The organism is Microbacterium wangyouchuni (assembly GCF_054072595.1).
This window is the reverse complement of record NZ_JBSVRM010000008.1, coordinates 103598-126641: the sequence shown is the minus strand read 5'-3', so window position 1 is coordinate 126641 and position 23044 is coordinate 103598. Positions and strand designations below refer to the sequence as shown.

Below are 23044 nucleotides of genomic sequence, written 5' to 3'. Positions count from 1 at the left end.
CGAACCTCTCCCCTTGGAAGGAAACACTCATGACCATTCGCCGTTCGCGCTTATCGCGTCTCGGAGCTGTCTGCGTCGCCACGACCACCGTATTCGCGGGCGTTCTCGCCCCGGGCATCGCGCACGCAGCCACATCAGCTCCGACAGCCACGGATGTTCCCGTGGATGATCGCGTCTTCCTCTCCGAGTCGTTCGACTCGGGCACGATCCCGGAGAACTGGAATGCCGTCGCAGGAACCTGGAGCGTGAAGGACGGCGAGCTCGTCGGTAACGGCACCGGCGGCAACGCCAAGATCCTGTTCGGCGAAAACCGCGAGAACTTCGCGATCGAGGCCGACATCACCTTCGAATCGGCCGCGGACAGCGCACGCTGGCTGGCATTGGTAATCGATGCCCCTGCCGATGGCTCCGGCCCCTGGCAGCACGCAGCGCTGCGCAATGGCTCGAGCTCGGGCAACGGCGTCGAGTTCGCACAGCTCAATGCATCAGGCAACTGGAATGTCACGGACACCGGTTCCACGGCCAGCGACATCGGCATTGGCACCCAGGCGCACCTTCGCGTCGAAGTGAACGGAAACGTCGGAACCTGGTACATCGACGACAAGAAGATCATGAGCACGCGTCAGCTGGTGCGCACCGCGGACGGCGTGCAGGGCCTGATCGCGAACAACTCGGTCGTGCGCTATGACAACATCGTGCTCACCGAGATCGACCCGCTGCCTCCGATCACGCTCCGTCAGCCCGGCGAAACCGGCGTCATCGTCGGACACCGTGGAAACTCGACCGTGACCCCGGAGAACACGATGCCGGCGTTCGTTTCGACGACTCGTGCCGGTGCCGAATACTTCGAGATTGACATGTACCTCTCCAAGGACCGCGTGCCCGTGGTCATCCACGATGGCACGGTGGATCGCACCACTGATGGCACCGGCTCGGTGACGAACATGACACTTGAGGAACTGCGTGCGCTGGATGCCGGATCCTGGTTCTCTCCTGCATTCGCCGGCACGAAGATCCCCACGTTCGACGAGGTGCTCACCTATGTCGCGAATGGTGGCGCGGATGTCGTCATCGAGTACAAGGGTGAGTGGAATGTCGAAGACACCCAGCTCACGGTCGACATGATCGAAGCCGCCGGTGTCGAGAACAAGGTCCTCGCGCAGAGCTTCAGCGCTACAACGGTCGCAAACTTCGCCACGGTTGCACCCGACCTCCCGGTCGGCTGGCTCACCGGTGGGATCGACGCATCGATCATCGCGACCGCCGAGCAGATCGGCGCGGATGCCATCAACCCCTCCAACGCGACCGCGGAGAGCGTCGCTCTGGCACACGAGCACGAACTCGGCGTCTTCGTGTGGACGAAGAACAACGCGGCCGATTGGGCATCTCTGACGGCCATGGGCGTCGACGGCATCATCACTGACCGTCCCGACGCACTCCGTGGCTGGATGCAACGCTACAACCAGGCTCCTCCGGTCGTCGAAGAGCCCGGTACACCCGCCGAGCCGGTGCCCAACGAGCAGGCCATCAACGTGAACATCCCGGAGGCTAACCAGCCGGCTGGCGAGTTCACCTGGCGCTTCAGCTCGCAGGATGTCGTGTCGCTGGGTGAAGCGACGCAGCTCGGTGACAGCTACGTCGCCACCGGTGTATTGAACGACATCGAGATCACCGACACCCGCGCCAACCCCTCCTCGAGCTGGACTCTGTCGGGCCAGGCCGCGGCCTTCGCCTCGGCGGACGACGCGTTCGAGGCGAGCGCGCTCGGCTGGACACCGCGTCTGACGGCCGAGGGTGCTGGCGCCATTGCCGGTGACCCGGTCGAGGCTGGCGTCGGCAACGGCCTCGCAAGCGCAGCCGTGCTCGTTTCGGCTCCGAGCGACGAGTTCAAGGGCGTCGACACGGCGGTTGTCGCGGCCGACCTCGCCCTGCGCCTGCCGCTCGGCCAGGCCGCAGGCGACTACGCCTCGACCCTGACGGTGACCGTCATCCAGTAATGAACGGCGGGGGGGGGGGGGGAGGGGGGAACGCCCCCCCCCCCCCCCCTTGCCGCAAAAAAAACCCCAGCGGCACTACGCCTAGACCCGGAGGGGGGCCGTCATCAGGGAGGGAATGGGGGGGTGCGGCCTCGCGGCCACACCCCGCTTCCCCTCTTATCGATCCGAAAGGCCTCCCGATGCTCCGTCTGATCCGCCGCTCCCGATTTCTGCTCGGCGCCGTCGCTGCCGCAGCGCTCGTCGTCCTGACTTCGACGGCTACCTCCGCGCTCAGCGCCCGCGCAGATGACACTTCCCTGGCATCCTCCGCCAGCCAGGTCGCGTGGAGCATGACGCCGGTGATCACCGACGTCGGCGAGGAGCGCAGCAACTTCGCCTACGCCCTCGACCCAGGCGCGCGCGTCGATGACGCCGTACTGGTCCGCAACTCCGGCGCGACAGCACTGGATCTCGCCGTGCATGGCTCAGACGCGTTCACCGACGGCACGGGTGCCCTCGACATCTCCACCGAGTCCGTGGCCGACGGCGTCAGCTCATGGATCTCACCGGCCGTCGACACTGTGCACATCGCACCGGGTGAACTCGTCCGCATTCCGTTCAGCGTCGCCGTGCCCGCGGATGCCCAGCCCGGCGAGCACGCGGCTGCCCTGCTCACGGTGCTCGCCAGTGCGGGCGAGACCGTCTCGGTCGATATGCGCTACGCGACACGGGTCACCGTGACAGTCGCGGGAGAGCTCACCGCCGGGCTGTCGCTGGATCAGGCACAACTCGAGGTGACGACCGGATTCTGGCCGTGGGAGTCGGCCTCCGCCGATGTCTCCTACGCGGTCGGCAACACCGGCAATACTCGTCTCACCGCTATGCAGCTGATCACAGCCCCGGGCGTCGAACTGTACTCGTCACCGGATGCTTCGACGGGCCTGCTCAGCCTCGCCGAGCTTCTTCCCGCGGCCGCCGTTGATGTGCAGGCAACGGTTGATGGGCTCTCTGCATGGTCGCCCTTCACCGCGGTGGAGGTGTCGGTCTCGCCGACGGTCATCGCAACGACGGCCTCGGCCGAGATACCGACGATCGCCCAGCAACAGCTCAGCCTCTCCGCTCTCGCCATCGCCCCGGGATGGTGGGTCATTCTCGCGGCCGTCCTGCTGTTGATCATCGTCGCCGTACGCGTGGCCGTGCGCAGACGCGTCACTCCCCCGCGTACGCCGCGCTGAACTCTGCGGACGGTTCGATCGGCTCGATCACGTCAATGAGCACTCCACCCGGTGCTTCGATGATGAAGTGCCGCTGGCCGAAGTCCTCGTCGCGCAGAGAGAGGCGCTCCGGCAGGCCGAGAGTCTCGACCATGCGGACGTGTTCGGCGGCAGCATCTGGCACCTCCACGTTGAGCAGCAAACCGCGCACGGAGTCGCGGAAGCCTTCGGGGATGGTTTCGTGCGTGCGGTTCAGAATCGCGAGTTCGCCGCCGTCAAAACGCAGACTTACGTACCAATCAGTCTCGAACGTCGTATCGAACCCGAGCACGTCGCGGTAGAACCGGGCAACAGTGTCGACGTCGTCGACCATGAGCACAGGGTAAAAACTGGAGAAGTTCATCATTCCTCTTACATTCATCGTGTTTGTATCGGCGGATACTAAGATACATACACATCGCATGTAAGGGAAGGCTATGGCTCGAACAACTGCGGCGGAAGCCGCCGAAACCTCTCGAAGGATCCTCGAAGTCGCTACCGCTCAATTCGCCGAGCATGGCTACGCGGCGGCAGCTGTCGACGACATCGCTCGCACGGCCGGCGTCACGCGCGGAGCGGTCTACCACCATTACTCCTCGAAGCCCGGGCTCTTCACCGCAGTGGCCTCCGGGCAACAGCAGCTGATCGCTGACGCCATTGCCACTTCAACAGACGGGGCGGATGCCATGAGCGCACTCCGCCTGGGAAGCCACGCCTTTCTCGACGCGATCACGCAGGGCCCCGCAGCGCGCGTGCTCCTCGTCGACGGACCCGCCGTGCTCAGCTGGGATGAGTGGCGCCGGCTGGATGCCGATGGGCCAGCGACGCAGCTGCGGGCGGGACTGGCAGAGGCAGAAGTCCCGCCGGCACTGATCGACGCGCTGACCGCCGCACTGTCCGGCTCAATGAATGAGCTGGCGCTCTGGCTCTCCGAACGCCCTACCAATACAGAGGCGCGCATCCGCGCACACGAGACGCTTGATCTGCTGTTGTCCGCCGTGCTGGCATCCGGCCGCGGCTGATCACACGCCGCGTTCGCCAAATATAACGAAAAGGTCTCGACGGGAACGCTCGCCTCTGGCAGGATGCAGATCATGAGCGTTCATCGTCGACGCCTGTGGTGCGCAGGAGCCGTCTGGGTTGTCATGTGGGCAGCCGTCACCGCATTGTCATCCCCCGCACATGGCGCTCTCGCTCAGTTCCCCAGCGACGCCAGCACTTCGTACTCGTCCGCCAGCGACAGACCCTCGCTGCTGACGCTTGACACGATCATCCTGCGGCCGCTCGTGGTGCTTCGCGAGCCCGGGCAGCCGGGGGTCGTCATCGCGCATCGAGGCGATTCAGCGGTGGCACCCGAGAACACGATGCCCGCGTTCACATCAACGACGGATGCCGGCGCCAAGTACATCGAGATCGACATCCGCATGTCGAAGGACGGTGTACCGGTGGTCATCCATGACAGCACGGTGGACCGCACGACGAACGGGACGGGCATGGTCTCGGAGATGACCATCGAGGAGCTGCGTGCGCTGGACGCGGGCTCCTGGTTCGACGATTCCTTCACCGGCACAAAGATCCCCACACTCGACGAGGTGGCATCTCACATCGCCGACAGCAGCACGGACGTCATGATCGAGTACAAGGGCACCTGGTCTCAGTCCGCCATTCAGACCACCGTCGAGATGCTTGACGCCGCGGGTCTCGACGGCCGTGTGATCACGCAGAGCTTCAGTAAGAAGACCGTCGCGAACATCTCAGAGCTCGCACCGCGACTCCCGGTGGGCTGGCTCACCGAGAAACTCGATCCGTCCACCATCGCGACAGCGCAGAAGATCGGGGCGGATGCCGTAAACCCCAGCCGCGCCAGCGCCCAGGGCGTCGCGCTCGCGCACCAAGCCAAGCTCGGGGTCTTCGTCTGGACTCATGATTCAGATCCGGACTGGGAATCGCTGACGGCGATGGGCGTGGACGGCATCATCACGAACCATCCCGTTGCCCTTTACGAGTGGATACACGGGAAAAAGTGAAGGCCCCAGGGTGGAGCCCGGGGCCTTCACTATCAGTCTAGTACTTAGAGCGACTCGACGATTGCACGCATGAGGTCAGCCGCCTCGGACGGGGTCTTCCCGACCTGGACGCCAGCAGCCTCGAGTGCTTCCTTCTTCGCCTGCGCGGTGCCAGCAGAGCCCGACACGATGGCGCCTGCGTGGCCCATGGTCTTACCCTCCGGAGCGGTGAAGCCCGCGACATAGCCGACGACCGGCTTCGTGACGTTCGCCTTGATGTATTCGGCGGCACGCTCTTCAGCGTCACCACCGATCTCACCGATCATCACGATTGCCTTGGTCTCGGGGTCGGCCTCGAACGCAGCGAGCGCGTCGATGTGCGTGGTGCCGATGACGGGGTCGCCGCCGATGCCGATGGCGGTCGAGAAGCCGAGGTCGCGCAGCTCAAACATCATCTGGTAGGTCAGGGTTCCCGACTTCGAGACGAGGCCGATCGGGCCCTTGCCGGTGATGTTCGCCGGCGTGATGCCGACGAGTGCCTCACCGGGCGTGATGATGCCGGGGCAGTTCGGGCCGATGATGCGGGTCTTGTTGCCCTTGCTCTTCGCGTACGCCCAGGCCTCCGCCGAGTCGCCGACGGGAACACCCTCGGTGATGACGACGAGCAGCGGGATCTCGGCATCGATGGCCTCGATCATGGCGTCCTTGGTGAAGGCGCCGGGAACGAAGGCGATCGACACATCAGCGCCGGTCTCCTTCATGGCCTCTTCAACAGAGGCGAAGACGGGCAGCTCGACCGGGTTGCCTGCGCCATCGGTGTGCGAGACGGCAGTGCCGGCCTTGCGGGCATTGACGCCACCGACGACCTGGGTGCCGGCCTTCAGCATGAGGGCGGTGTGCTTGGTGCCCTCGCCTCCGGTGATGCCCTGGACGATGACCTTGGAATCCTTGTTCAGGAAGATCGACATATCTCTAATCCTTCTGTCTCAGGCGTTCGCCAGCGCGGCGGCCTTGTCAGCGCCCTCGTCCATGGTGGCGGCGAGGGTGACGAGCGGGTGGGCGTACTCGGCGAGGATCGCGCGACCTTCGTCGACGCGGTTGCCGTCCAGGCGGACGACGAGAGGCTTGGAGGCGGTGTCGCCCAGAGTCTCGAGGGCGCCCTTGATGCCGTTGGCGACGGCGTCGCAGGCGGTGATGCCGCCGAAGACGTTGACGAAAACAGACTTCACCTGGGGGTCACCGAGAATGACGTCGAGGCCAGCAGCCATGACAGCAGCCGAGGCACCGCCGCCGATGTCGAGGAAGTTCGCAGGCTTCACGCCACCGTGGTTTTCACCGGCGTAGGCGACGACGTCGAGCGTCGACATGACCAGGCCCGCACCGTTGCCGATGATTCCGACCTGGCCGTCGAGCTTGACGTAGTTCAGGCCCGACTCCTTGGCCTTGGCCTCGAGCGGGTCCGCAGCATCCTTGTCCTCGAGCGCTTCGTGCTCGGGGTGACGGATCTCGGACGCGTTCTCGTCGAGCGTGACCTTGCCGTCGAGGGCGATGATGGAGCCGTCTTCGGTGCGAACGAGCGGGTTGACCTCGACGAGCGTCGCGTCCTCACCCTTGTACACCTCGTACAGCTTGACGAAGACGTCGGAGACCTTCTCGATGAGGTCTTCGGGGAACTTCGCGGCCCGGGCGATTTCGACGGCCTTGGCCTTGTCGATGCCGGTCAGCGGGTCGACCTCGATGCGAGCGAGCGCCTCGGGCCGCTCAACAGCGAGTTCTTCGATCTCCATGCCGCCCTCAACCGAGCAGAGGCTCAGGTAGGAACGGTTCGCACGGTCCAGCAGCACAGAGAAGTAGAACTCCTCAGCGATGGCTGCACCCTGGGCGACCATGACGCGCTTGACGATGTGGCCCTTGATGTCGAGACCGAAGATCGTCTTTGCTGCTTCGTATGCCTCGTCGGGGGTCTTGGCGACCTTTACGCCACCAGCCTTGCCGCGGCCACCGGCCTTGACCTGAGCCTTGACGACGACGACGCCGCCAATCTTCTCCGCAGCTGCTTTCACCTCCTCGGGGGTGTCAGCAACGATGCCGGCGAGAACCGGCACCCCATACTTCTCGAAAAGGTCTCGTGCCTGGTACTCGTACAGATCCACTGTGCTTCCTTCGCTGGGCTGCGGTCCGGAAAGTCTCTCGATGTCGAGATATCGACCAGTATCAAATCTTACTACCTCTAGATGAGCGGTCCCGTCGGTCTAGGCTTCTCGCTATGCATGAAACCGCAGAACCGCGCACCGGCGTCGTGGCCGCCGCGCTGAAGCTGTTCCAGGAGCAGGGCTTCGACCAGACCTCGGTCGAACAGATCGCCAAGGCGGCTGGAGTCTCTCGATCAACGTTCTTCCGCCAGTTCGGCGGTAAAGAAGACGTGGTCTTCGCCGACCACGAGGCGCTGCTGGAGGATTTGCGTGCGTTCCTCGCCGAGGGGCACAGCGACCCGTGGGAGGCCGTCTGCCAGGCGTCCCAGCACGTGTTCTCGCACTTCGCGCACGACCCGGAACTGGCCAGGCTGCGCTACCAGATCGTCCGCCGAGTACCGGCACTGCGCGAACGAGAGATCGTGACCGTGTTCCGCTACGAGCGGCTGTTCGATGACTACCTGCGTCGTGCACTGCCGGGAATCGACCCTCTGGATGCCGTCGGCTTCGCCGCTATCGTCACTGCGGTACACAATCATGTGCTGCGCCAACTACTGCGGGGTACGAAGAAGGTGGCGCCGTCTGTGCTGCAGAATGCACTGGACGATGCTCGCCGTCGCTACGGCGTGTTCCCGGATGCCGCAGGCTCTGCCCCCGACGACATGGTTGTCGCCGTGTTCCCCCGCGCGATGCCGCTCGCGGAGGTTTCACGGCGTCTTCAGACGCGGCTCGAGCGGTAGTCGCTCAGCAGCTGCAGGTGCCCGAGGCGGTGCGCACCATGAAGCAGACATCGCACACGCCGTAGTCTCGCTCGATCGGTTTCGCTACGCGGGCCACCCGCGGCTCTGACGATGCCGTCGCCGCCTTTCGCGGTGCGCGCGACGATGCCGCCGGTGCAACCGGCCGGAATTCGCTGGGGTGCGTGACGTAGAAGTACGGCGCGCGGCCCTCGCTCGCCCGCAGGCGCAGCGTTGTGGAGCCGACGACGATCTGCTCGTCTTCGGCGAAACCATTGGTGTAGGTCTTACCGATGTGCAACGCGGTGCCACCGTCGCGACGGACCGCTTCGATGTAGCGACCGCGGTCGATGAAGGACGAGATTCCAACAGCATCTGTGATCGCTGTGATGAACTCGTGGTTCGCAAGTTCGATTCGGTGCGCGCGCAGCGCCTCCGGGAGGTTTCGGTAGGGACGGGATGTGCCGGCGGGCGTTGGCCCCTGAGTTTCGTTCATCTTCTTCAGGATCCCATGGAAGACTGAGCGTGTGGCACAGGCAACCATCGTCGGCAGCGGGCCCAACGGGCTATCCGCAGCAGTGACGCTCGCACGCGCAGGATATGACGTCCGCGTTGTGGAGGCATCCGACACGATCGGCGGCGGCGTAAGCACTGTCGATTCGACGCTTTCCGGGTTCCGCTACGACGTCGGCTCGTCCGTGCATCCTGCGTCCCTCGCTTCCCCGTTCTTCCAGGCGTTCGGGCTGGCCGAGCGCGTTGACTGGATTCGTCCGGAGATCTCGTACGCCCACCCTCTCGACAACGGCCGCGCCGGCATCGCGTGGCACGACATCGAACGCACTGCAGCGGGACTGGGCGTCGACAGCCGTGCCTGGTTGTCGCGCTTGCGCCCACTCAGCCAGCACATCGATGGTGTGGTCGACTTCACCGGCAACCAGATGCTGCGCATCCCCCGCGACCCGCTCACAGCAGTGCGCTTCGCGTTGCGGATGCTAGACCAGGGCACGCTGCTGGCGCGCTCGTCATTCCGCACGGATGAGGCGGCAGCTCTCATGTCGGGGGTGCTCGCACATGCCAACACTCCGCTGCCATCGCTTGCGGGAGCGGCAGCAGGTCTGCTGCTTGCCGCGCAGGCGCACGCCGGCGGCTGGATGTACCCGCGCGGCGGTGCCCAGAAGATCACCGATGCCCTTCTCGCCGACCTCGAGGCGCATGGCGGCAGCGTCGAGACCGGTACGCGCATCACCGATCTGTCCACACTCGACTGGGGAGACTCAGACCGGGGCGATGTGCTGTTGCTGAACTCATCGCCGCGCCTTGCGCTCACGCATCCGGATATCCCCAGCCGGTATGCCCGAGCGATCGCCTCCTACCGCTACGGGCCTGCGGCTGCAAAAGTCGATTTCGCGCTCGATGGGCCGGTGCCGTGGACGAACGATCAGGTCGCCCAGTCCCCCACCGTGCACGTCGGCGGCACGCAGGCCGAGGTCTGGGCGAGCGAGAACGCTGTGGCGAAGGGGCACGTCAGCGACCGGCCGTATGTGCTCGCTGTGCAGCCGTCTGTCCTCGACGACACCAGAGCGCCGGAGGGCAAGGCGGTGCTGTGGTCGTACATCCATGTCCCGCAGGGGTCGGATCTCGATGCCACCGAGCTCATCACCCGCCAAATCGAGCGTTTCGCCCCGGGTTTCCGCGAACGGATCCTCGCGCATTCGTCTGTTCCCGCATCGTCTCGAGAGGCGATCAACCCGGCGAACATCGGCGGTGACATCCTCGGCGGCGCATTCACGATCCCGCAGGCGATCCGGCGCCCCGTGCTATCGACGGCGCCCTGGCGCACGCCGATGCGCGGCGTCTATTTGGCGTCAGCATCCACCCCGCCCGGTCCTGGGGTGAACGGCATGGCCGGCTGGCACGCTGCGCGCACCGTGCTGGCGGATGCCGGCGTCCGCAGCCGCACGTTGCTCGGCGAGCTGTTCGGCTCCCGCTGATTCCGCAGGTACAGGTGTCGGTCGATTTCCACACCTGTCAGCCCATCCGGCGTGTTTCCGGCCGGCGCACGTGCTGTTCGGCTGACGCCTGTACCCCTTCCGCGACCTGCGAGATGGCGCGAGGATGGACGCATGCGCTACGAGATCCCCACGCCGATGCTCGCGAAAGCCGCCGCCGCCGTACCTGACCCCTCGAAGGCTGCGGGTGGGATGCTGTTCGAGCCGAAGTGGGACGGCTTCCGCGGGCTCATCGCGTGGGACGGCGAAACCGTCGAGATCGGTTCACGCGGCGCAAAGCCTCTGACTCGCTACTTTCCCGAGCTCGTCGAAGCCATACCGCAGATCCTCACGGCTCCGTGCTTGCTCGACGGCGAGATCGTCGTCGCAACGGGCGAACCCGGGTCCCAGCGGCTGGATTGGGAGGCGTTGAGCCAGCGCATCCATCCGGCAGCGTCCCGCGTTGCGCTCCTGTCCGAACAGACACCGGCGATGTTCATCGCGTTCGACCTGCTCGCCCTCGGCGAGGAGATGCTGCTGGATGAACCGTTCGCGCAGCGCCGCGCGCGCCTCGAGGAGTTGCTCGCCCCGGCCCAGCATCCGCTCCACCTCACTCGCACGACGACCGACCGTGACACGGCCGTGCGCTGGCTCGCCGAGTTCGAGGGCGCCGGCCTCGACGGCATCGTCGCGAAACCGCTCGACCAGCCCTATGCGCCCGGAAAGCGCACGCTGATCAAGGTGAAGCATGCACGCAGCGCCGACGTCGTCGCGCTCGGATATCGCATCCACAAATCCGGCTCCGGGGTTGGTTCGCTGCTGGTCGGTCTGTACGACGCGGATGGGGTGCTGCGCCAGGTCGGCGGTGTCGCGGCCTGGAGCGACAAGCGACGTCAGGAGCTCATCAACGAACTAGCGCCACTGGTTGAGCGTGACGATTCGGGTGCAGCGGTGACCGGCGAAGGAGAGCGCAGCAGGTTCACCGGTTCGAAGGACGTCTCCTTTGTCCGGCTGCGCCCCGAGCGCGTGCTGGAGGTGCGATACGACCAGCTTGAGGGAGCGCGTTTCCGACACACGGTGCAGTTCGAGCGCTGGCGCCCCGACCGCGACGCCCGATCGTGCACCTACGACCAGCTCGAGACCGTCGCCGGTTACGACCTTGACGACGTGCTCGCCTGACTGCAGCGCGAACGGGGCCAGGTCAGCCCTCGATCGGGTTGCCCTCTGCGTCCCAGTTCTCGGCGACCATCTTGCTGGGTTGCACGCGCGGCGGCTCACCCGGCATCTTCGGGAAGTCCGGGGGGAACGACAACTCGCCGAGCCCGTTGTCGAGATCTCTCATCCACCAGCCGAGCAGCGTGTCGATCCGCCCCGGTGCTTTCTGAATATCGGCCCACGGGTCGCCGATGTCTGCCAGACGCTGCGGGATGCTGCGTACCGTGAAGACCGTCGGATCCAGTCCGTCGAGTTTGTCCCATTCCACCGGCGTCGACACCGTTGCGGCGGGAAGCGCACGCGGGCTGTAGGCACCCGCCATCGTGCGGTCGCGATTAGCCTGATTGAAGTCGACGAATATGCGCTCGCCCCGTTCTTCCTTCCACCAGTTCGTGGTGACCTGCTCAGGCATGCGGCGCTCCAGCTCTCGTCCTGCGGCGATGACCGCGTGACGCACGTCGAGGAACTCCCACTCCGGCACGATCGGACAGAACACATGCAGGCCGCGGTTGCCGCTGGTCTTGATGAAGGACTCGAGATCGGCTTCTCGCAGCACCTCGCGGAGACCATGCGCGGCGGTGACGGCATCCGCGAAGTCCGTGCCCGGCTGCGGATCGAGGTCGATGCGCAGCTCGATCGGGTTGTCGGTGTCGGACGCAAGTGACGCCCACGGATGAAAAACGATCGTATTCATCTGCGCAGCCCAGACGATCGCGCTCGGCCGGTTCAGAACGATCTGCGGATGCTGCCTGCCGCTGTTGTAGGTGACGGTCACAGCGTCCACGAAATCGGGCGTGCTCTTGGGTGGGTTCTTCGAGAAGAAGCTCTCGCCGCCGATGCCGGCGCGGAACCGTTCGAGCGACACCGGCCGGGCACCATTGGCATTGAGGAATGGATCGGCGACGACCTGGAAATACTCAGCGAGCTCCGCCTTCGTGATGCCGGCCCCTGAGCCCGGCGAAGGCCAGATCACTTTGTTCGGGCTCGACAGCTCGACTTCTCGCGCTCCCTCCGGGTCGGCGATCGTCAATGTCACGCGCTCACTGGCCATGCACCGACCTTAGAACGGCACCGCCGCGAACGGTAGTGGTCAGTCGCCGACGTCGACTGCGAGCACGAGCACCGCGGCGAGCGCATCCCGCTCGACGAGGATCGACGGTCCCGCCGGGTCGACGATCACACCGGCGATCGCGCTGTGCGTGGTGAGAACCTTCGCCAACTGCTCCGGTGTGAACGGCATCGGCTTGTCGCTGCGGCCGAGTGCAACAACCTCGAGCGGATGCGAGAAAACCTGCAGGTAGCGCTTGCCATCAGCCGTCTGCGCCTCAGCGATACCGATCTGGCCTCCGCCGCTGCCGTCGTTGACGGCCACGTAGACCTTGCTCTTGGCGAGCGCGTCACCGACCTTCTTCGCTGTGTCCTGTTCACGCGGGGCAGCGATCAACGTCTTGACGGCCATCGCGGGATCGGCCTGCTCAAGCGCCTTCGACAGGATCTCGGTCGGGAAAACAGCACGGTGCACACCGGAGGCGTTGTCGAGGATGATGCCGCTGAAGTTCCCGGAGACCACCTGCTGGAGCACCGCTGTGACCGGCTGCGCAACGGCAGAGGTTGCCGTCGGCTCGGTCTCGCGTTGCACAGAGTCCCGAACGGCAACAGCCGAACTGAACGCGAGCATGAAGGCGCGCTCGCCGTCTCGGACCACGGCGATCGACAGCGGCTTGCCCTCGGCGATCTGCGTTCGGGCATCACCGTGCACGCGCAGGTACAGGTGCCCCTGCATCATCTGACGTAGCACCCCGATCAGCTGCTCGTTGCTCGGGCCCTCTTCCAGCTCGGCAAGCGCCGTGCGCAGCAGGACGTTGTCCTTCATGCCCGGCACCGATTCGGTCTGCTCGGGCGGAAGAGCAGGTGCCAGCGGGAGCGTGCGCTTCTCTGGAACGAGCGGCGTCGCGGTGGGGTTCTTCGGCGCGACAGCCTGTCGCGCGGGGGCTGGCGCATCCGGATCCGGAAGAGTCACCTGCGGGCCGGCATCGGCACCGACGCCGCGGAACGCCTGCACAGAGATGCCGATCTGTGGCACGGGTTCGCTCTGCACCGCATCCGCGGGAACTTCTTCGTCCGGGGCATCCGCCTCGGCAGAGGTCTGTGATTCGGGAACGACGTCGTCGGTCTTCTTGCGGCGGGAGAACAAAGCCATATCTGTCAGCCTATCCCGCACGGCCCGTAGCATGGGGCCATGGCAGCGCCCGAGAAACTCTCTGACATCGTCACCACGTTTCTCGATGTCGTGCACGACCGTCTCCTCTCTGACCGTCGCGGCACGGTCGCCGATTACATCCCGCAATTGGCAAGCGCGGACCCCGAACTGTTCGGTATTGCCCTGTGCGGTCTCAACGGGCGCGTGTACGAGAGCGGCGACACGGGTGTCGACTTCACAATCCAATCGGCGTCGAAGCCGTTCGTGTACGCGCTCGCGCTCGATGACCAGGGTTTGGATGCTGTACATGCACGAGTCGGCGCCGAGCCCAGCGGCGAGGCGTTCAACTCGGTGAAGCTGGAAGCGGGCACCGGACGGCCGCCGAACCCGATGGTCAACGCCGGGGCGATCGTCACAACGTCGCTTGTTACCGGCAGCTCGCCCGAGCAGAGGTTTGCCCGCATTCTCTCCCGCCTCAGCGCGTTCGCCGGCAGGGATCTGAGCGTCGACGAGACGGTTTTCGCGTCCGAGGAGGAGTCCGGCGACCGAAATCGAGCATTGGCCTACCTCATGCGCAGCGCCGGATCGCTCACCGCACCGGTGTCGGAGACGCTCGACACATACTTTCGCCAGTGCTCTGTGCTCGTCACTGCCCGCGATCTCGCGGTGATGGGGGCGACTCTGGCGAACGGCGGGGTGAATCCGCTGACGCACGAACGGGTCACGAGCGCCGAAACCTGCCAGCACGTCATGACCATCATGGCCACCTGCGGTATGTACGACTATGCCGGCGAGTGGTTGCTGCGCGCCGGGCTACCGGCGAAGTCCGGTGTTGCCGGCGGCCTGGTTGCAAGTTCACCGGGTGAGTTCGGACTTGGCCTGTTCAGCCCGCGGTTGGATGCCAGCGGTGCGAGCCTCCGCGGCGTCGTGGCCGCGCAGCGCCTCGCGAACCGGTTCGGCCTGCATGTGCTGCACCGCCCGCTCACCCTTTCGGCCGCCGAAGTGACGGCGGCGAATGATGAGCTCGCCGCGGGATTGGGGGCCGAGCAGGATGCCGTGGCCACCCAGATCCTGCAGGAGAACGCCGACGACCTCGCCGTATGGCGGCTGCGCGGGTACATCGACTTCGACGGAGCGGAACGACTGCTGCTCGATCTGGACGCGTGGCTTGACGCTCGTCCGGCGGACCGTGAGTCGCCGGCAGTCATTGTTCTGGATCTCACCGAGGTCACACAGCTGCAATCGGTCGCGGTGTGGATGCTGGCGGCCCTGGCCACCTGGTGTCGTGAGCGGGGGATTCGTGTGATCGCGAGCGACCCGCAGGGCCGCAGCCTCGGCGTCGCGGGGCTCTCGCAATCAGCCGACTTCGACGACGCCGTTCGCGACGCGGCAGCCGGTACCCAGCAGGATGAGGACTGAGCGTTACAGCTTCTCGATCGGAGCGATCTTGATGAGCAGCTTCTTCAGGCCCGCGGCGTCGAAACGCACGTGCGCGATGCGCTTCGCACCTTCGCCGGTGACGGCATCCACTCGTCCCTCACCGAAGTCGGAGTGACGGATGCGGTCGCCCGCGGTAAGTTCGAGGTCGCCGTTGTCGCGCACCTTGCCGGTGACCCTGTTGGGGAACTTGTCCATCGAGGTCGATAGCGGCTTGAGTCCGTCGCGCGCAGCGAGCGGTTTGACCGCGAACCGGTCGTTGCCGCCGCCTCCTGCCCCTGCCGAAGCGCCATAGCCTCCCCCACCGAACCCGCCGCGCCGCGCATTCAGTGCACGCGACTGCATGCCACCACGCGAATTCACGTCTCCCGGCGACTGACGCCAGTCGACGAGTCCGGCAGGAATCTCTTGCAGGAACCGGCTGGGCATGGCGACGGTGACCTCGCCGAACTGCGCCCGGGTCATGGCCAGCGACAGGTGCAGGCGCTTTCGTGCCCGGGTGAGGCCGACGTAGAACAGGCGCCGCTCCTCCTGCGGGCCGCCAGGTTCCCCCGCCGAGATTCGATGCGGGATGAGGTCTTCTTCGACACCGGTGACGAACACCGCGTCGTACTCCAGCCCCTTGGCCGTGTGCATCGTCATCATCGACACTGTTCCCGACTCGTCATGCAGATCGTCGGCATCCGAGACGAGTGCGACCTCGGTGAGGAAGTCGACGATCGTGCCCTCGGGGTTGTTGCGGGCGAAATCACGCGCGACCGCGACGAACTCGTCGAGGTTCTCGACTCGAGCTTCGTCTTGCGGGTCACGGCTGGCGCGGAGCGTGTCGAGGTAGCCGCTCTTCGAGAGCAGCACGCTGAGACCGTCGGCCACGGCTGTCGGCGGCGGCACTTCGCCGGATGCTGGCAGCATGAGTGCGGTCGCCTCTTTCAGCACAGCATCCAAATGGCCGATCGCCGTCTGAATCTTCGGCCCGACGCCAAGCTGGCTGGGAACGGACAGGGCGTCACGGAAGCTGATGCCGTTCTCTTCGGCGAAACGGCCGATCGCTGTCTCGGTGACCTCGCCGATTCCGCGGCGCGGCTTGTTCAGGATGCGGCGCACCGCCATGTCGTCGGCGGGATTCGACACCGCGACGAGATAGGCCAGCGCATCTTTGATCTCGGCACGGTCGTAGAACTTCGTGCCACCCATGATCTTGTACGGCACAGCCGAACGGATGAAGATCTCTTCCAGAGCGCGCGACTGCGAGTTGGTCCGATAGAAGACCGCCATCTCGGAGTACGGCATTCCCGCCCGGCGAAGCACCTCGACCTCATCGGCGACGAACTGCGCCTCGTCGTGCTGCGAGTAACCGGTGAAACCGACGATCTTGTCGCCGTCGCCCTTATCGCTCCAGAGCTTCTTGTCTTTACGATCGAAGTTGTTGCCGATCACCGCGTTCGCGGCCGACAAAATGTTCTGCGTCGACCGATAGTTCTGCTCGAGCAGCACCACCTTGGCACCGGGGAAATCGCGCTCGAACTCGCTGATATTGCGGATGTCAGCGCCGCGGAACGCGTAAATCGACTGATCGGAGTCACCGACAACGGTGAGCGATGCCCCCGCGACAGGATCGACCGAGGGCGCGTCGAAGATCATCATGCCGCTGTCGCCGTAGGCTTCGCCGTCTGCCTCACCCGAGACCGGCTTCGTCAACTCGTGAATCAACGAGTACTGCGCATGGTTGGTGTCTTGGTACTCATCGACCAGGATGTGCCGGAACCGGCGGCGGTACGTGTCGGCGACCTTCGGGAACGCCCGGAACAGGTACACGGTCTGGCCGATGAGGTCGTCGAAGTCGAAAGCGTTGGCCTTGCGCAGGTTGCGCTGATAGTCGGCGAATATCTCGACGAACTTGCGTTCGGCGGGGTCGCTCATGTTCGCATCGCGCGAGTAGGACTCAGCGTCTTGCAGTTCGTTCTTGAGCTTCGAGATCCGCGACTGCACGGATGCCGGGGTCAGCCCGTAGGCGTCGGCCTCGTGCTCTTTGACCAGACGCTTCAACAGCGCCCGCGAATCGCCGGAGTCATAGATCGTGAACGACTTGGTGAAACCGAACTGTTCTGCTTCACGGCGCAGGATCCGCACGCAGGCGGAGTGAAAGGTGGAGATCCACATGCCCCGAGCAGCTTCGCCGACGATGTCGGCAACACGCTCGCGCATCTCACCGGCGGCCTTGTTGGTGAAGGTGATGGCGAGGATCTGACTCGGCCATGCTTCACGATTGCGCAACAGCGAGGCGATACGGCGCGTGAGCACGCTGGTCTTGCCGGAGCCTGCCCCGGCGACGATCAGCAGCGCCGGACCACGGTAGGTCACGGCGTCGAGCTGTTGCGGGTTAAGGCCGGAGAGGAGGTCGTCCTGATCGCCGGCAGACGAGCGTGGGCCAGCGGATTCGGGAACGATGAGAGGTGCGTCGGTCATGTCTCTACGAGTCTAGGCCGGGCCGCCGACGTTGCGATCCTGGCGCTTTCAGGGTCTCAAGTGCCACAATCATGCTCATGCGCACGATATTGAACATCATCTGGGTGATCCTCGCCGGCTGGGCGCTCTTCCTGGGTTACATCCTGGCCGGAGTCCTGTTGTGCATCCCGATCATCACAATCCCCTGGGCGATCGCCTCGTTCCGCTTGGCGGGCTACGCGCTGTGGCCGTTCGGTCGGCAGGTGGTCGAACGTCCGACTGCAGGGGTCGGGGCATTCCTCGGCAACGTCATCTGGGTGATCCTCGCCGGCTGGTGGCTGGCGATCGGGCACATCGTCTCGGGCGTCGCCCTGTGCATCACGATCATCGGCATCCCGATGGCCATCGCCGATTTCAAGATGGTGCCGATCTCGCTCATGCCGCTGGGCAAAGAGATCGTCTCCACGCGCCGGGGCCCCTTCGACGCGAAGTGATCCGCACACGCAGGTGAAAGCCGAGGCGCCGAGGAACGACTGCTCCTCGGCGCCTCGGTGGTGTCAGACTCGCTGCCTGCGGCGTCGCACAACCAGTGCGATCCCCCCGGTCAGCAGCAGCGCGAGCGCCATCGCGGAAGCGCCGATCGGCAGCTCAGTTCCCGTGGTCGCAAGTGCGCCCTCCCGTTGGGCCGGTTCGCCCGGTGCGATGGGGCGCTCGGGGGCGTTCGGCTCAGTCGGAGCGTCGGGTGTGCCCGGCGCTTCAGGTTGAGTCGGTGTCCCGGGTTCCGTCGGAACCGTGGGCTCTGTCGGTGTCTCCGGCTCCACAGGAACCTCCGGCTCGACAGGAACCTCGGGCTCGACAGGAACCTCCGGCTCCACAGGAACCTCCGGCTCCGCGGCGACCGGCAGCGTTCCGGTGCGCAACGACTCAGAGGCATAGCCGTCGGCGAACCACCACACCGGACGCTGATCGTCCACCGCGAGCGAGGACGGCGCCGTGGCGAAGCCCTCGTTGTTGATGTCGGGCAGACCTGCTGGACGGGCGAACTGCGCGATGCCGGGATCAGCTGTGCCGTTCAGTGTGATCTGCGCGGAGCGCCCCTGGCATCCGTCGTCGCACACGGCCCACAGAACTCCGAGAACGGAGTCGTAGTCCAGGCTCATGACGCCGGCAAGCCCGGGGTCGATCGTCGAGACGAGCTGCGCTGAACCGTCTGCGGCGAGCGCGAAGGCGTACACGCCGCCGCCATCCTCGACCGCGACGAAGAACAGTCCGTCGCCCGCGTACGCCGACGGATCGTATGCTGCCTGCGTGTTGTCGTCGAAGAGCATGCCCGCGAGCATCTCATCCGAGACCCATTCGACCGCTTCGATGCCGAGGTTCGCGCCGACTGCCGGAAGCAGTTCGGTGAGATCCCATTCGTTGAGCGCGATGAGGTCGGGGCCAGCTTCATCCGGATCAACCTGCAGCACCGTGTTCTGGTTGACGCCCTTCACGCTGTTGTCGCGCTCGGATGCGACGTAGACGAGGCCATCACCGTCGACGGTGATGCCTTCGGTGTCGGGTCCAGCGGCGCCCGGGGCGTCAGCATCCCTCTGAAAGCGCACCCGCTTGCCGTCTTCCCAGCCGTCCACAAGCGCGACTGAGCCATCGGCAGACGCTTCAAGCTTCCAGATGCGTCCCTCACCATTGTCAACGGCCCAGAGGAATGCGCCGTCGGCGGTCTCCTGCACGTCGAGCCCCGAGCTGTCCTCCAGGAAGGTCGGCACGGTGTCAAGAACCCGTACGTCGGCGGAACCAGGCCACGGCGTGACGGCGATCTCGCCGACGCAGACATTGGCTGCGCCCGGGGTGGGCTCGGCGGTCTCAGCGAATGGTCCACTGATGTCCGGGCAACGACCCCATGTGGTGGCCGCGTGGGCTTCGCCCCATGAAACCTGGTCGACCAGCTGGTCGCCATCGAAGACCCGGACCGTGTCGTCCTTGCCGATTCCGAAGTCGAAATCATCGAGCACGAGGTAGCCGCCCGCGGGAATGCTGGTGGCAGGAGGGATGACGTACTCGTGCGAGTCGTCGTCATCCTTCACGATGATGCCCGAGATATCGAGGGCAGCATCGGTCGGGTTGACCAGCTCCACCCAGTCGGGCTCACCATCGGACTCGACCTCGTTGATGCGTACCGGGTTGCCGCAGGCGTTGCGGATGCCTGGAGTGCCGACTGCGACGTCGACGAAGTCGCCCGTACTGTCCTGGCAGCGGGCCCAGAAGCCCTCCGCGTGCGCGGCGTAGGCATGCTCAGCGACGGTCAAGCCGTTGGCATTGCGGATGGTGACTGTGTCGCCGTTTCCGAGGCCGAAGGTGAAGTGATCGGTGCCGTTGAACACGAAGTACCCACCGGGCTCGAGGATCGTGCCAGCGGCCAGCGGAGTCACATCCGCGGCGTGGCCCGCCGGGTCGTTGTCCATGAGCGTCCAGCCGGAGATGTCGAGCGGCTTCGTACCGGTGTTGACGATCTCGGCCCAATCAGGCGAGCCATTCGAGTCGATCTCGTTGATGCTGATCGTCGGCGGGACGCAGTCGTTCGCCGCGCCCGGAGTTGCATAAGCGAGGGAGAACTCTCCGACGCCATCGAGGCAGCGCGCGAGCGTGGCCGCGATCTCGTCACCGTCGATGTTGGCGTGGCCCTCCCACGCGCCGGTCCGATCAGTCAGCACACCGGCACTGTCGAAGAGCCGGATCTCGTCGGTGCTGCCGATGCCGATCGGTGCGTCGAAGCGTGCAAGCTCTCCATCGACGATGCCGATCGAACTCGCCTCTACGACGAGGAACTGCCCGGCTGCGATCGATGTCCCGTCCTGGAATGCCCAGCGGTGGTCATCCGAATTGTCGCGAAGCTCGTAGCCCGAGATGTCGAAGGATTCGGTCCCGGGGTTGTACAGCTCTACCCAGTCGGCCGGACCCGAGTCGACCTCATTGAGCAGGATCGATCCGGCGACTGTCGCAACGGTGCAGTCGTTTGCGGCGCCAGGCGTCGCGGTGGTCGCATGCGCCCACGCGCCGGTGCCGTCGGGGCAGCGGGCGAAGGTCGCGATCGGCGAAGTGTTCGCATAGAGGTAGGCGTCGACCTCGACGCTGTCGGCGTCGTAGAGAACGACCTCGTCGCCCTTACCGAGACCGAAGTCGAAGTCGACATCGGTGACGAGCACAGCGAATGCACCCGGGGCGAGAGCCGTGCCGTCTGCGAACGGCGTGCTGAATCGATCACGCTTGTCGTCCGAGATCGTCCAGCCCCCGATCGCAACGGTCTCGGTGCCGGCGTTGTAGATTTCGACGCGGTCGCTGTGGCCGGAGATGTCGTCGTAGATGATCTCGTTGAGGACGACACCCGAGCCGGGTGTCTCAGGCTCGGCACCGAGGGCAGAGGTAGGAACAGCGAGCAGCAGAGCAGCGCTGAGGGCGCATACCGCTGTTGTCGCGAGTCCGCGTTGCAGGCGGGACATGTGACTCCATGGTCAAGAGGCGGGCGGGGTGCCTCCAGACCATCGAGTTGCGCTTACGCCTCCGCGTCGAAACGGTGTACTGCACATGAACAGCGGCTGTCCGGCGGTGCCCGCGACTCAGACCGGTCCGCTGCTCAAGCGATGCGTGTGCCCGGCGGCAGCATCCGCGCCGGCGTGCGCGTGCGCGCCCAGGCACCGGCGAACAGCCCACCGGCGATCACAATCTGGATGCCGAGACCGACGAACCAGCTCGGCACACTGTTGTCGATGACTTCCTCTGCCGTGGGCGTCATATCGTTGCCCATTGCCGCGCACTCATCCCAGCGGTACTCCGCAGGCGACTGCTGTGCGCTGCGCAGACCGTACTTGATCTGGCCGAACAGGTCGACGGGCCAACCGCTGTCATCGAACGCTGTCGGTGTGGCATCGGCCAGCACCACGAAGGGATTAGCCGCGAGCGCCCACCAGACCCGATCGAATCGGGGTGTCTCGTAGGTGTAGCTGTCCCATCGCTCGCAGTCCACATTTCCGGCGTTGTCGTACGGGCGGCTGTAGCCGGTGACCTCGCTGCGCAGCGCCGTGCCGCCCAGTCCGAACGCAATGAGGGTGCCGATCGTCAGTGCCGCCACGACGAGGTACGTTGCGGCAACGGAGAACAGCGGGCGTGCAATGAGCCCGCTGAGCCCCACACCGACGGCTGCGACGATGATGATCTCGGCGGCAAGCACGAGCAGTGACACCGCAAAAGTCGCCGGGCGGACCCCGCCTCCGAACAGCGAGACTGCCAGGAACGGCAGCGCGACGAGAAGGAAGACCCCGCCGGTAGCGATTGCCGCCAGAAGCTTGCCGAGCATGATGTCGCCAGTGGATGCCGCGGTCACCTGCACTGCGGCAAGCGTCGCCGCCTCACGGTCGCCGTTGATGGCGTTTCCGCTGAGCGTCGGGGATACCAGGACGACGAGCAGCAGCACCATATTGACGACGATCGAATAGACCCCCGCACCCGTCACCCCGGTATAGGAATACACCGCGAACGCAAGCCCGGTGACGGCGAGCAGGATCAAGGCGAAGATCCCGAGCAGGATGTACCAACCGACGCTGCGCAGGCGCTGTGTGAGCTCAAGACGCGCAACAGTGCCGATGTGTGCCAGGGTCATGATCCGGTCTCCGTCCGTGGCAGGTTGAGGAACCTATGCTCCAGCGCGCTCTGCGCCGGCACGAACTCACTCACCGCAAGACCTGCTTCCACGATCCTGCGCAGGCCGTCGGCAGCCGCCAGCTCGGATGAGAATCCGACGAGTAGGGCGGTTCGATCGATGCCGAGCGATTCCGGTGCCATGGACAGCGCCGTGGCGACCCGCTCCGCGTCGCCACGCAGCTGCTGTTCTCCGGATCCGGCAAGACGAATGCGCCAGGCGCGGACCGCCGACTGCGAGGGCGCGGCGTCCACGACGGATCCGGCCACGAGGAACACCGCATCATCGATGACCTCCTCAAGTTCGGAGAGGATGTGGCTCGAGATCAGCACCGTGCGCCCCTCACTCGCGAGTCGCCGCAGCAACCCGCGCAGCTGCACGCGAGCTTCCGGATCGAGACCGGATGCCGGCTCGTCCAGCAGCAGCACTTGGGGGTCGTGCACGAGCGCGCGGGCCAGCCCGAGCTTCTGCTTCTGCCCCCGCGAGAGCACTTTCGCCGGGGCATCCGCCAGGTCTACGAGACCAACCAGCTCCAGCAGTTCGGCTGCGCGCACGTGTGCGGCGGAGCGTTCCATGTCATAGAGCCGCGCAGTGGTGACGATCGTCTCCCGTGCGGTGAGTGACGGCCAGGCACCGAGGGCGTCCGGCATCCAGCCGAGAAGTCGGCGCGCGCCCAGGGGGTCGGCAAGCGGATCGATTTCACCGATGCGGATCATGCCGGTATCTGGCGCGAGCAGGGACGCCAGCATCAGCAGCAGCGTGGTTTTTCCTGCTCCGTTCGGCCCGATCAGGCCCGTCACCCGTCCCGGCGCGGCATGGAAACTCGCGTCTCGGACAGCCTGTACGTGGCCGAAGGCTCTGCTGACACCGTCAGCGACGATTCCGCTCATGCCGTCAGTCTG

General features: G+C 65.5%; 19 protein-coding genes. 9 read left to right on the top strand and 10 right to left on the bottom strand.

What is annotated here, in order from left to right:
• Window positions 1-29 precede the first annotated feature (29 nt).
• Window positions 30-1997, top strand: coding sequence for a glycerophosphodiester phosphodiesterase (locus ACW5CM_RS14405; protein WP_457125414.1), 1968 nt, complete (start codon window positions 30-32; stop codon window positions 1995-1997).
• Window positions 1998-2176: 179 nt separating this feature from the next.
• Window positions 2177-3211 carry a hypothetical protein gene (locus ACW5CM_RS14400; protein ID WP_457125413.1) on the top strand — a complete coding sequence of 345 codons (1035 nt, stop codon included), beginning with the start codon at window positions 2177-2179 and terminating at the stop codon, window positions 3209-3211.
• Here ACW5CM_RS14400 and ACW5CM_RS14395 read toward each other — a convergent pair.
• Complete coding sequence (locus ACW5CM_RS14395; protein ID WP_457125412.1) at window positions 3186-3563, bottom strand: VOC family protein; 378 nt, start codon at window positions 3561-3563, stop codon at window positions 3186-3188. The genes ACW5CM_RS14400 and ACW5CM_RS14395 overlap by 26 nt on opposite strands.
• Before the next feature lie 103 nt (window positions 3564-3666).
• Between ACW5CM_RS14395 and ACW5CM_RS14390 the strand changes: the two genes are divergently transcribed.
• The gene (locus ACW5CM_RS14390) at window positions 3667-4251 is read left to right on the top strand and encodes a TetR/AcrR family transcriptional regulator (protein ID WP_457125411.1); all 585 of its coding nucleotides are present in this window, start codon (window positions 3667-3669) and stop codon (window positions 4249-4251) included.
• A gap of 72 nt (window positions 4252-4323) precedes the next feature.
• Window positions 4324-5256, top strand: a complete 933-nt coding sequence (locus ACW5CM_RS14385) for a glycerophosphodiester phosphodiesterase (protein ID WP_457125410.1) — start codon at window positions 4324-4326, stop codon at window positions 5254-5256.
• A gap of 44 nt (window positions 5257-5300) precedes the next feature.
• Here the strand turns inward: ACW5CM_RS14385 and sucD are convergent, their stop codons facing one another.
• Window positions 5301-6203 (bottom strand): succinate--CoA ligase subunit alpha, encoded by a 903-nt coding sequence (gene sucD / locus ACW5CM_RS14380; RefSeq protein WP_457125409.1) that lies wholly within the window; start codon window positions 6201-6203, stop codon window positions 5301-5303.
• 18 nt (window positions 6204-6221) lie between these two features.
• A complete protein-coding gene (gene sucC, locus ACW5CM_RS14375; protein WP_438253164.1) occupies window positions 6222-7388 on the bottom strand; it encodes an ADP-forming succinate--CoA ligase subunit beta in 1167 nt (388 codons plus the stop codon).
• 113 nt (window positions 7389-7501) lie between these two features.
• Here sucC and ACW5CM_RS14370 point away from each other — a divergent pair, with 113 nt between their 5' ends.
• Entirely contained in the window at window positions 7502-8167 is a 666-nt protein-coding gene (locus tag ACW5CM_RS14370; protein ID WP_438253163.1) for a TetR/AcrR family transcriptional regulator, read from the top strand.
• A 4-nt stretch (window positions 8168-8171) separates the two neighbouring features.
• On the opposite strand, the gene ACW5CM_RS14365 is transcribed toward ACW5CM_RS14370, so the two are convergent.
• Window positions 8172-8660: a hypothetical protein gene (locus tag ACW5CM_RS14365; RefSeq protein ID WP_457125408.1), complete on the bottom strand. Its 489-nt coding sequence runs from the start codon at window positions 8658-8660 to the stop codon at window positions 8172-8174.
• Between the two features lie 31 nt (window positions 8661-8691).
• Here ACW5CM_RS14365 and ACW5CM_RS14360 point away from each other — a divergent pair, with 31 nt between their 5' ends.
• The gene (locus ACW5CM_RS14360) at window positions 8692-10155 is read left to right on the top strand and encodes a phytoene desaturase family protein (protein WP_457125407.1); all 1464 of its coding nucleotides are present in this window, start codon (window positions 8692-8694) and stop codon (window positions 10153-10155) included.
• Between the two features lie 132 nt (window positions 10156-10287).
• Window positions 10288-11331 carry an ATP-dependent DNA ligase gene (locus tag ACW5CM_RS14355; RefSeq protein ID WP_457125406.1) on the top strand — a complete coding sequence of 348 codons (1044 nt, stop codon included), beginning with the start codon at window positions 10288-10290 and terminating at the stop codon, window positions 11329-11331.
• A gap of 22 nt (window positions 11332-11353) precedes the next feature.
• Here ACW5CM_RS14355 and ligD read toward each other — a convergent pair whose 3' ends face one another.
• Complete coding sequence (gene ligD / locus ACW5CM_RS14350; RefSeq protein ID WP_457125405.1) at window positions 11354-12418, bottom strand: non-homologous end-joining DNA ligase; 1065 nt, start codon at window positions 12416-12418, stop codon at window positions 11354-11356.
• Between the two features lie 39 nt (window positions 12419-12457).
• On the bottom strand, window positions 12458-13567 hold the full coding sequence (locus tag ACW5CM_RS14345) for an SseB family protein (protein WP_438253158.1): 1110 nt from the start codon (window positions 13565-13567) through the stop codon (window positions 12458-12460).
• 39 nt (window positions 13568-13606) lie between these two features.
• Between ACW5CM_RS14345 and glsA the strand changes: the two genes are divergently transcribed.
• Entirely contained in the window at window positions 13607-14986 is a 1380-nt protein-coding gene (gene glsA / locus ACW5CM_RS14340) for a glutaminase A (protein ID WP_438253157.1), read from the top strand.
• 3 nt (window positions 14987-14989) lie between these two features.
• Here glsA and ACW5CM_RS14335 read toward each other — a convergent pair whose 3' ends face one another.
• Entirely contained in the window at window positions 14990-17470 is a 2481-nt protein-coding gene (locus ACW5CM_RS14335) for an ATP-dependent helicase (protein WP_438253156.1), read from the bottom strand.
• Window positions 17471-17547: 77 nt separating this feature from the next.
• Between ACW5CM_RS14335 and ACW5CM_RS14330 the strand changes: the two genes are divergently transcribed.
• A complete protein-coding gene (locus ACW5CM_RS14330; RefSeq protein ID WP_438253155.1) occupies window positions 17548-17943 on the top strand; it encodes a YccF domain-containing protein in 396 nt (131 codons plus the stop codon).
• Window positions 17944-18006: 63 nt separating this feature from the next.
• Here the strand turns inward: ACW5CM_RS14330 and ACW5CM_RS14325 are convergent, their stop codons facing one another.
• The 3 genes from ACW5CM_RS14325 to ACW5CM_RS14315 form a co-directional block, all read right to left on the bottom strand.
• Window positions 18007-20946: a lamin tail domain-containing protein gene (locus tag ACW5CM_RS14325; RefSeq protein ID WP_457125404.1), complete on the bottom strand. Its 2940-nt coding sequence runs from the start codon at window positions 20944-20946 to the stop codon at window positions 18007-18009.
• Between the two features lie 134 nt (window positions 20947-21080).
• Window positions 21081-22103, bottom strand: coding sequence for an ABC transporter permease (locus ACW5CM_RS14320; protein WP_457125403.1), 1023 nt, complete (start codon window positions 22101-22103; stop codon window positions 21081-21083).
• Complete coding sequence (locus tag ACW5CM_RS14315) at window positions 22100-23032, bottom strand: ABC transporter ATP-binding protein (protein WP_457125402.1); 933 nt, start codon at window positions 23030-23032, stop codon at window positions 22100-22102. The genes ACW5CM_RS14320 and ACW5CM_RS14315 overlap by 4 nt, the downstream gene beginning before the upstream one ends.
• Window positions 23033-23044 lie beyond the last annotated feature (12 nt).

Coding starts and splice junctions, on each gene's coding strand:
- sucD (WP_457125409.1), bottom strand. CDS start 6,203: ATGTCGATCTTCCTGAACAAGGATTCCAAGGTCATCGTCCAGGGCATC.
- ACW5CM_RS14400 (WP_457125413.1), top strand. CDS start 2,177: ATGCTCCGTCTGATCCGCCGCTCCCGATTTCTGCTCGGCGCCGTCGCT.
- ACW5CM_RS14345 (WP_438253158.1), bottom strand. CDS start 13,567: ATGGCTTTGTTCTCCCGCCGCAAGAAGACCGACGACGTCGTTCCCGAA.
- ligD (WP_457125405.1), bottom strand. CDS start 12,418: ATGGCCAGTGAGCGCGTGACATTGACGATCGCCGACCCGGAGGGAGCG.
- ACW5CM_RS14320 (WP_457125403.1), bottom strand. CDS start 22,103: ATGACCCTGGCACACATCGGCACTGTTGCGCGTCTTGAGCTCACACAG.
- ACW5CM_RS14325 (WP_457125404.1), bottom strand. CDS start 20,946: ATGTCCCGCCTGCAACGCGGACTCGCGACAACAGCGGTATGCGCCCTC.
- glsA (WP_438253157.1), top strand. CDS start 13,607: ATGGCAGCGCCCGAGAAACTCTCTGACATCGTCACCACGTTTCTCGAT.
- ACW5CM_RS14335 (WP_438253156.1), bottom strand. CDS start 17,470: ATGACCGACGCACCTCTCATCGTTCCCGAATCCGCTGGCCCACGCTCG.
- ACW5CM_RS14355 (WP_457125406.1), top strand. CDS start 10,288: ATGCGCTACGAGATCCCCACGCCGATGCTCGCGAAAGCCGCCGCCGCC.
- ACW5CM_RS14365 (WP_457125408.1), bottom strand. CDS start 8,660: ATGAACGAAACTCAGGGGCCAACGCCCGCCGGCACATCCCGTCCCTAC.
- ACW5CM_RS14395 (WP_457125412.1), bottom strand. CDS start 3,563: ATGGTCGACGACGTCGACACTGTTGCCCGGTTCTACCGCGACGTGCTC.
- ACW5CM_RS14385 (WP_457125410.1), top strand. CDS start 4,324: ATGAGCGTTCATCGTCGACGCCTGTGGTGCGCAGGAGCCGTCTGGGTT.
- ACW5CM_RS14405 (WP_457125414.1), top strand. CDS start 30: ATGACCATTCGCCGTTCGCGCTTATCGCGTCTCGGAGCTGTCTGCGTC.
- ACW5CM_RS14315 (WP_457125402.1), bottom strand. CDS start 23,032: ATGAGCGGAATCGTCGCTGACGGTGTCAGCAGAGCCTTCGGCCACGTA.
- ACW5CM_RS14370 (WP_438253163.1), top strand. CDS start 7,502: ATGCATGAAACCGCAGAACCGCGCACCGGCGTCGTGGCCGCCGCGCTG.
- ACW5CM_RS14330 (WP_438253155.1), top strand. CDS start 17,548: ATGCGCACGATATTGAACATCATCTGGGTGATCCTCGCCGGCTGGGCG.
- ACW5CM_RS14390 (WP_457125411.1), top strand. CDS start 3,667: ATGGCTCGAACAACTGCGGCGGAAGCCGCCGAAACCTCTCGAAGGATC.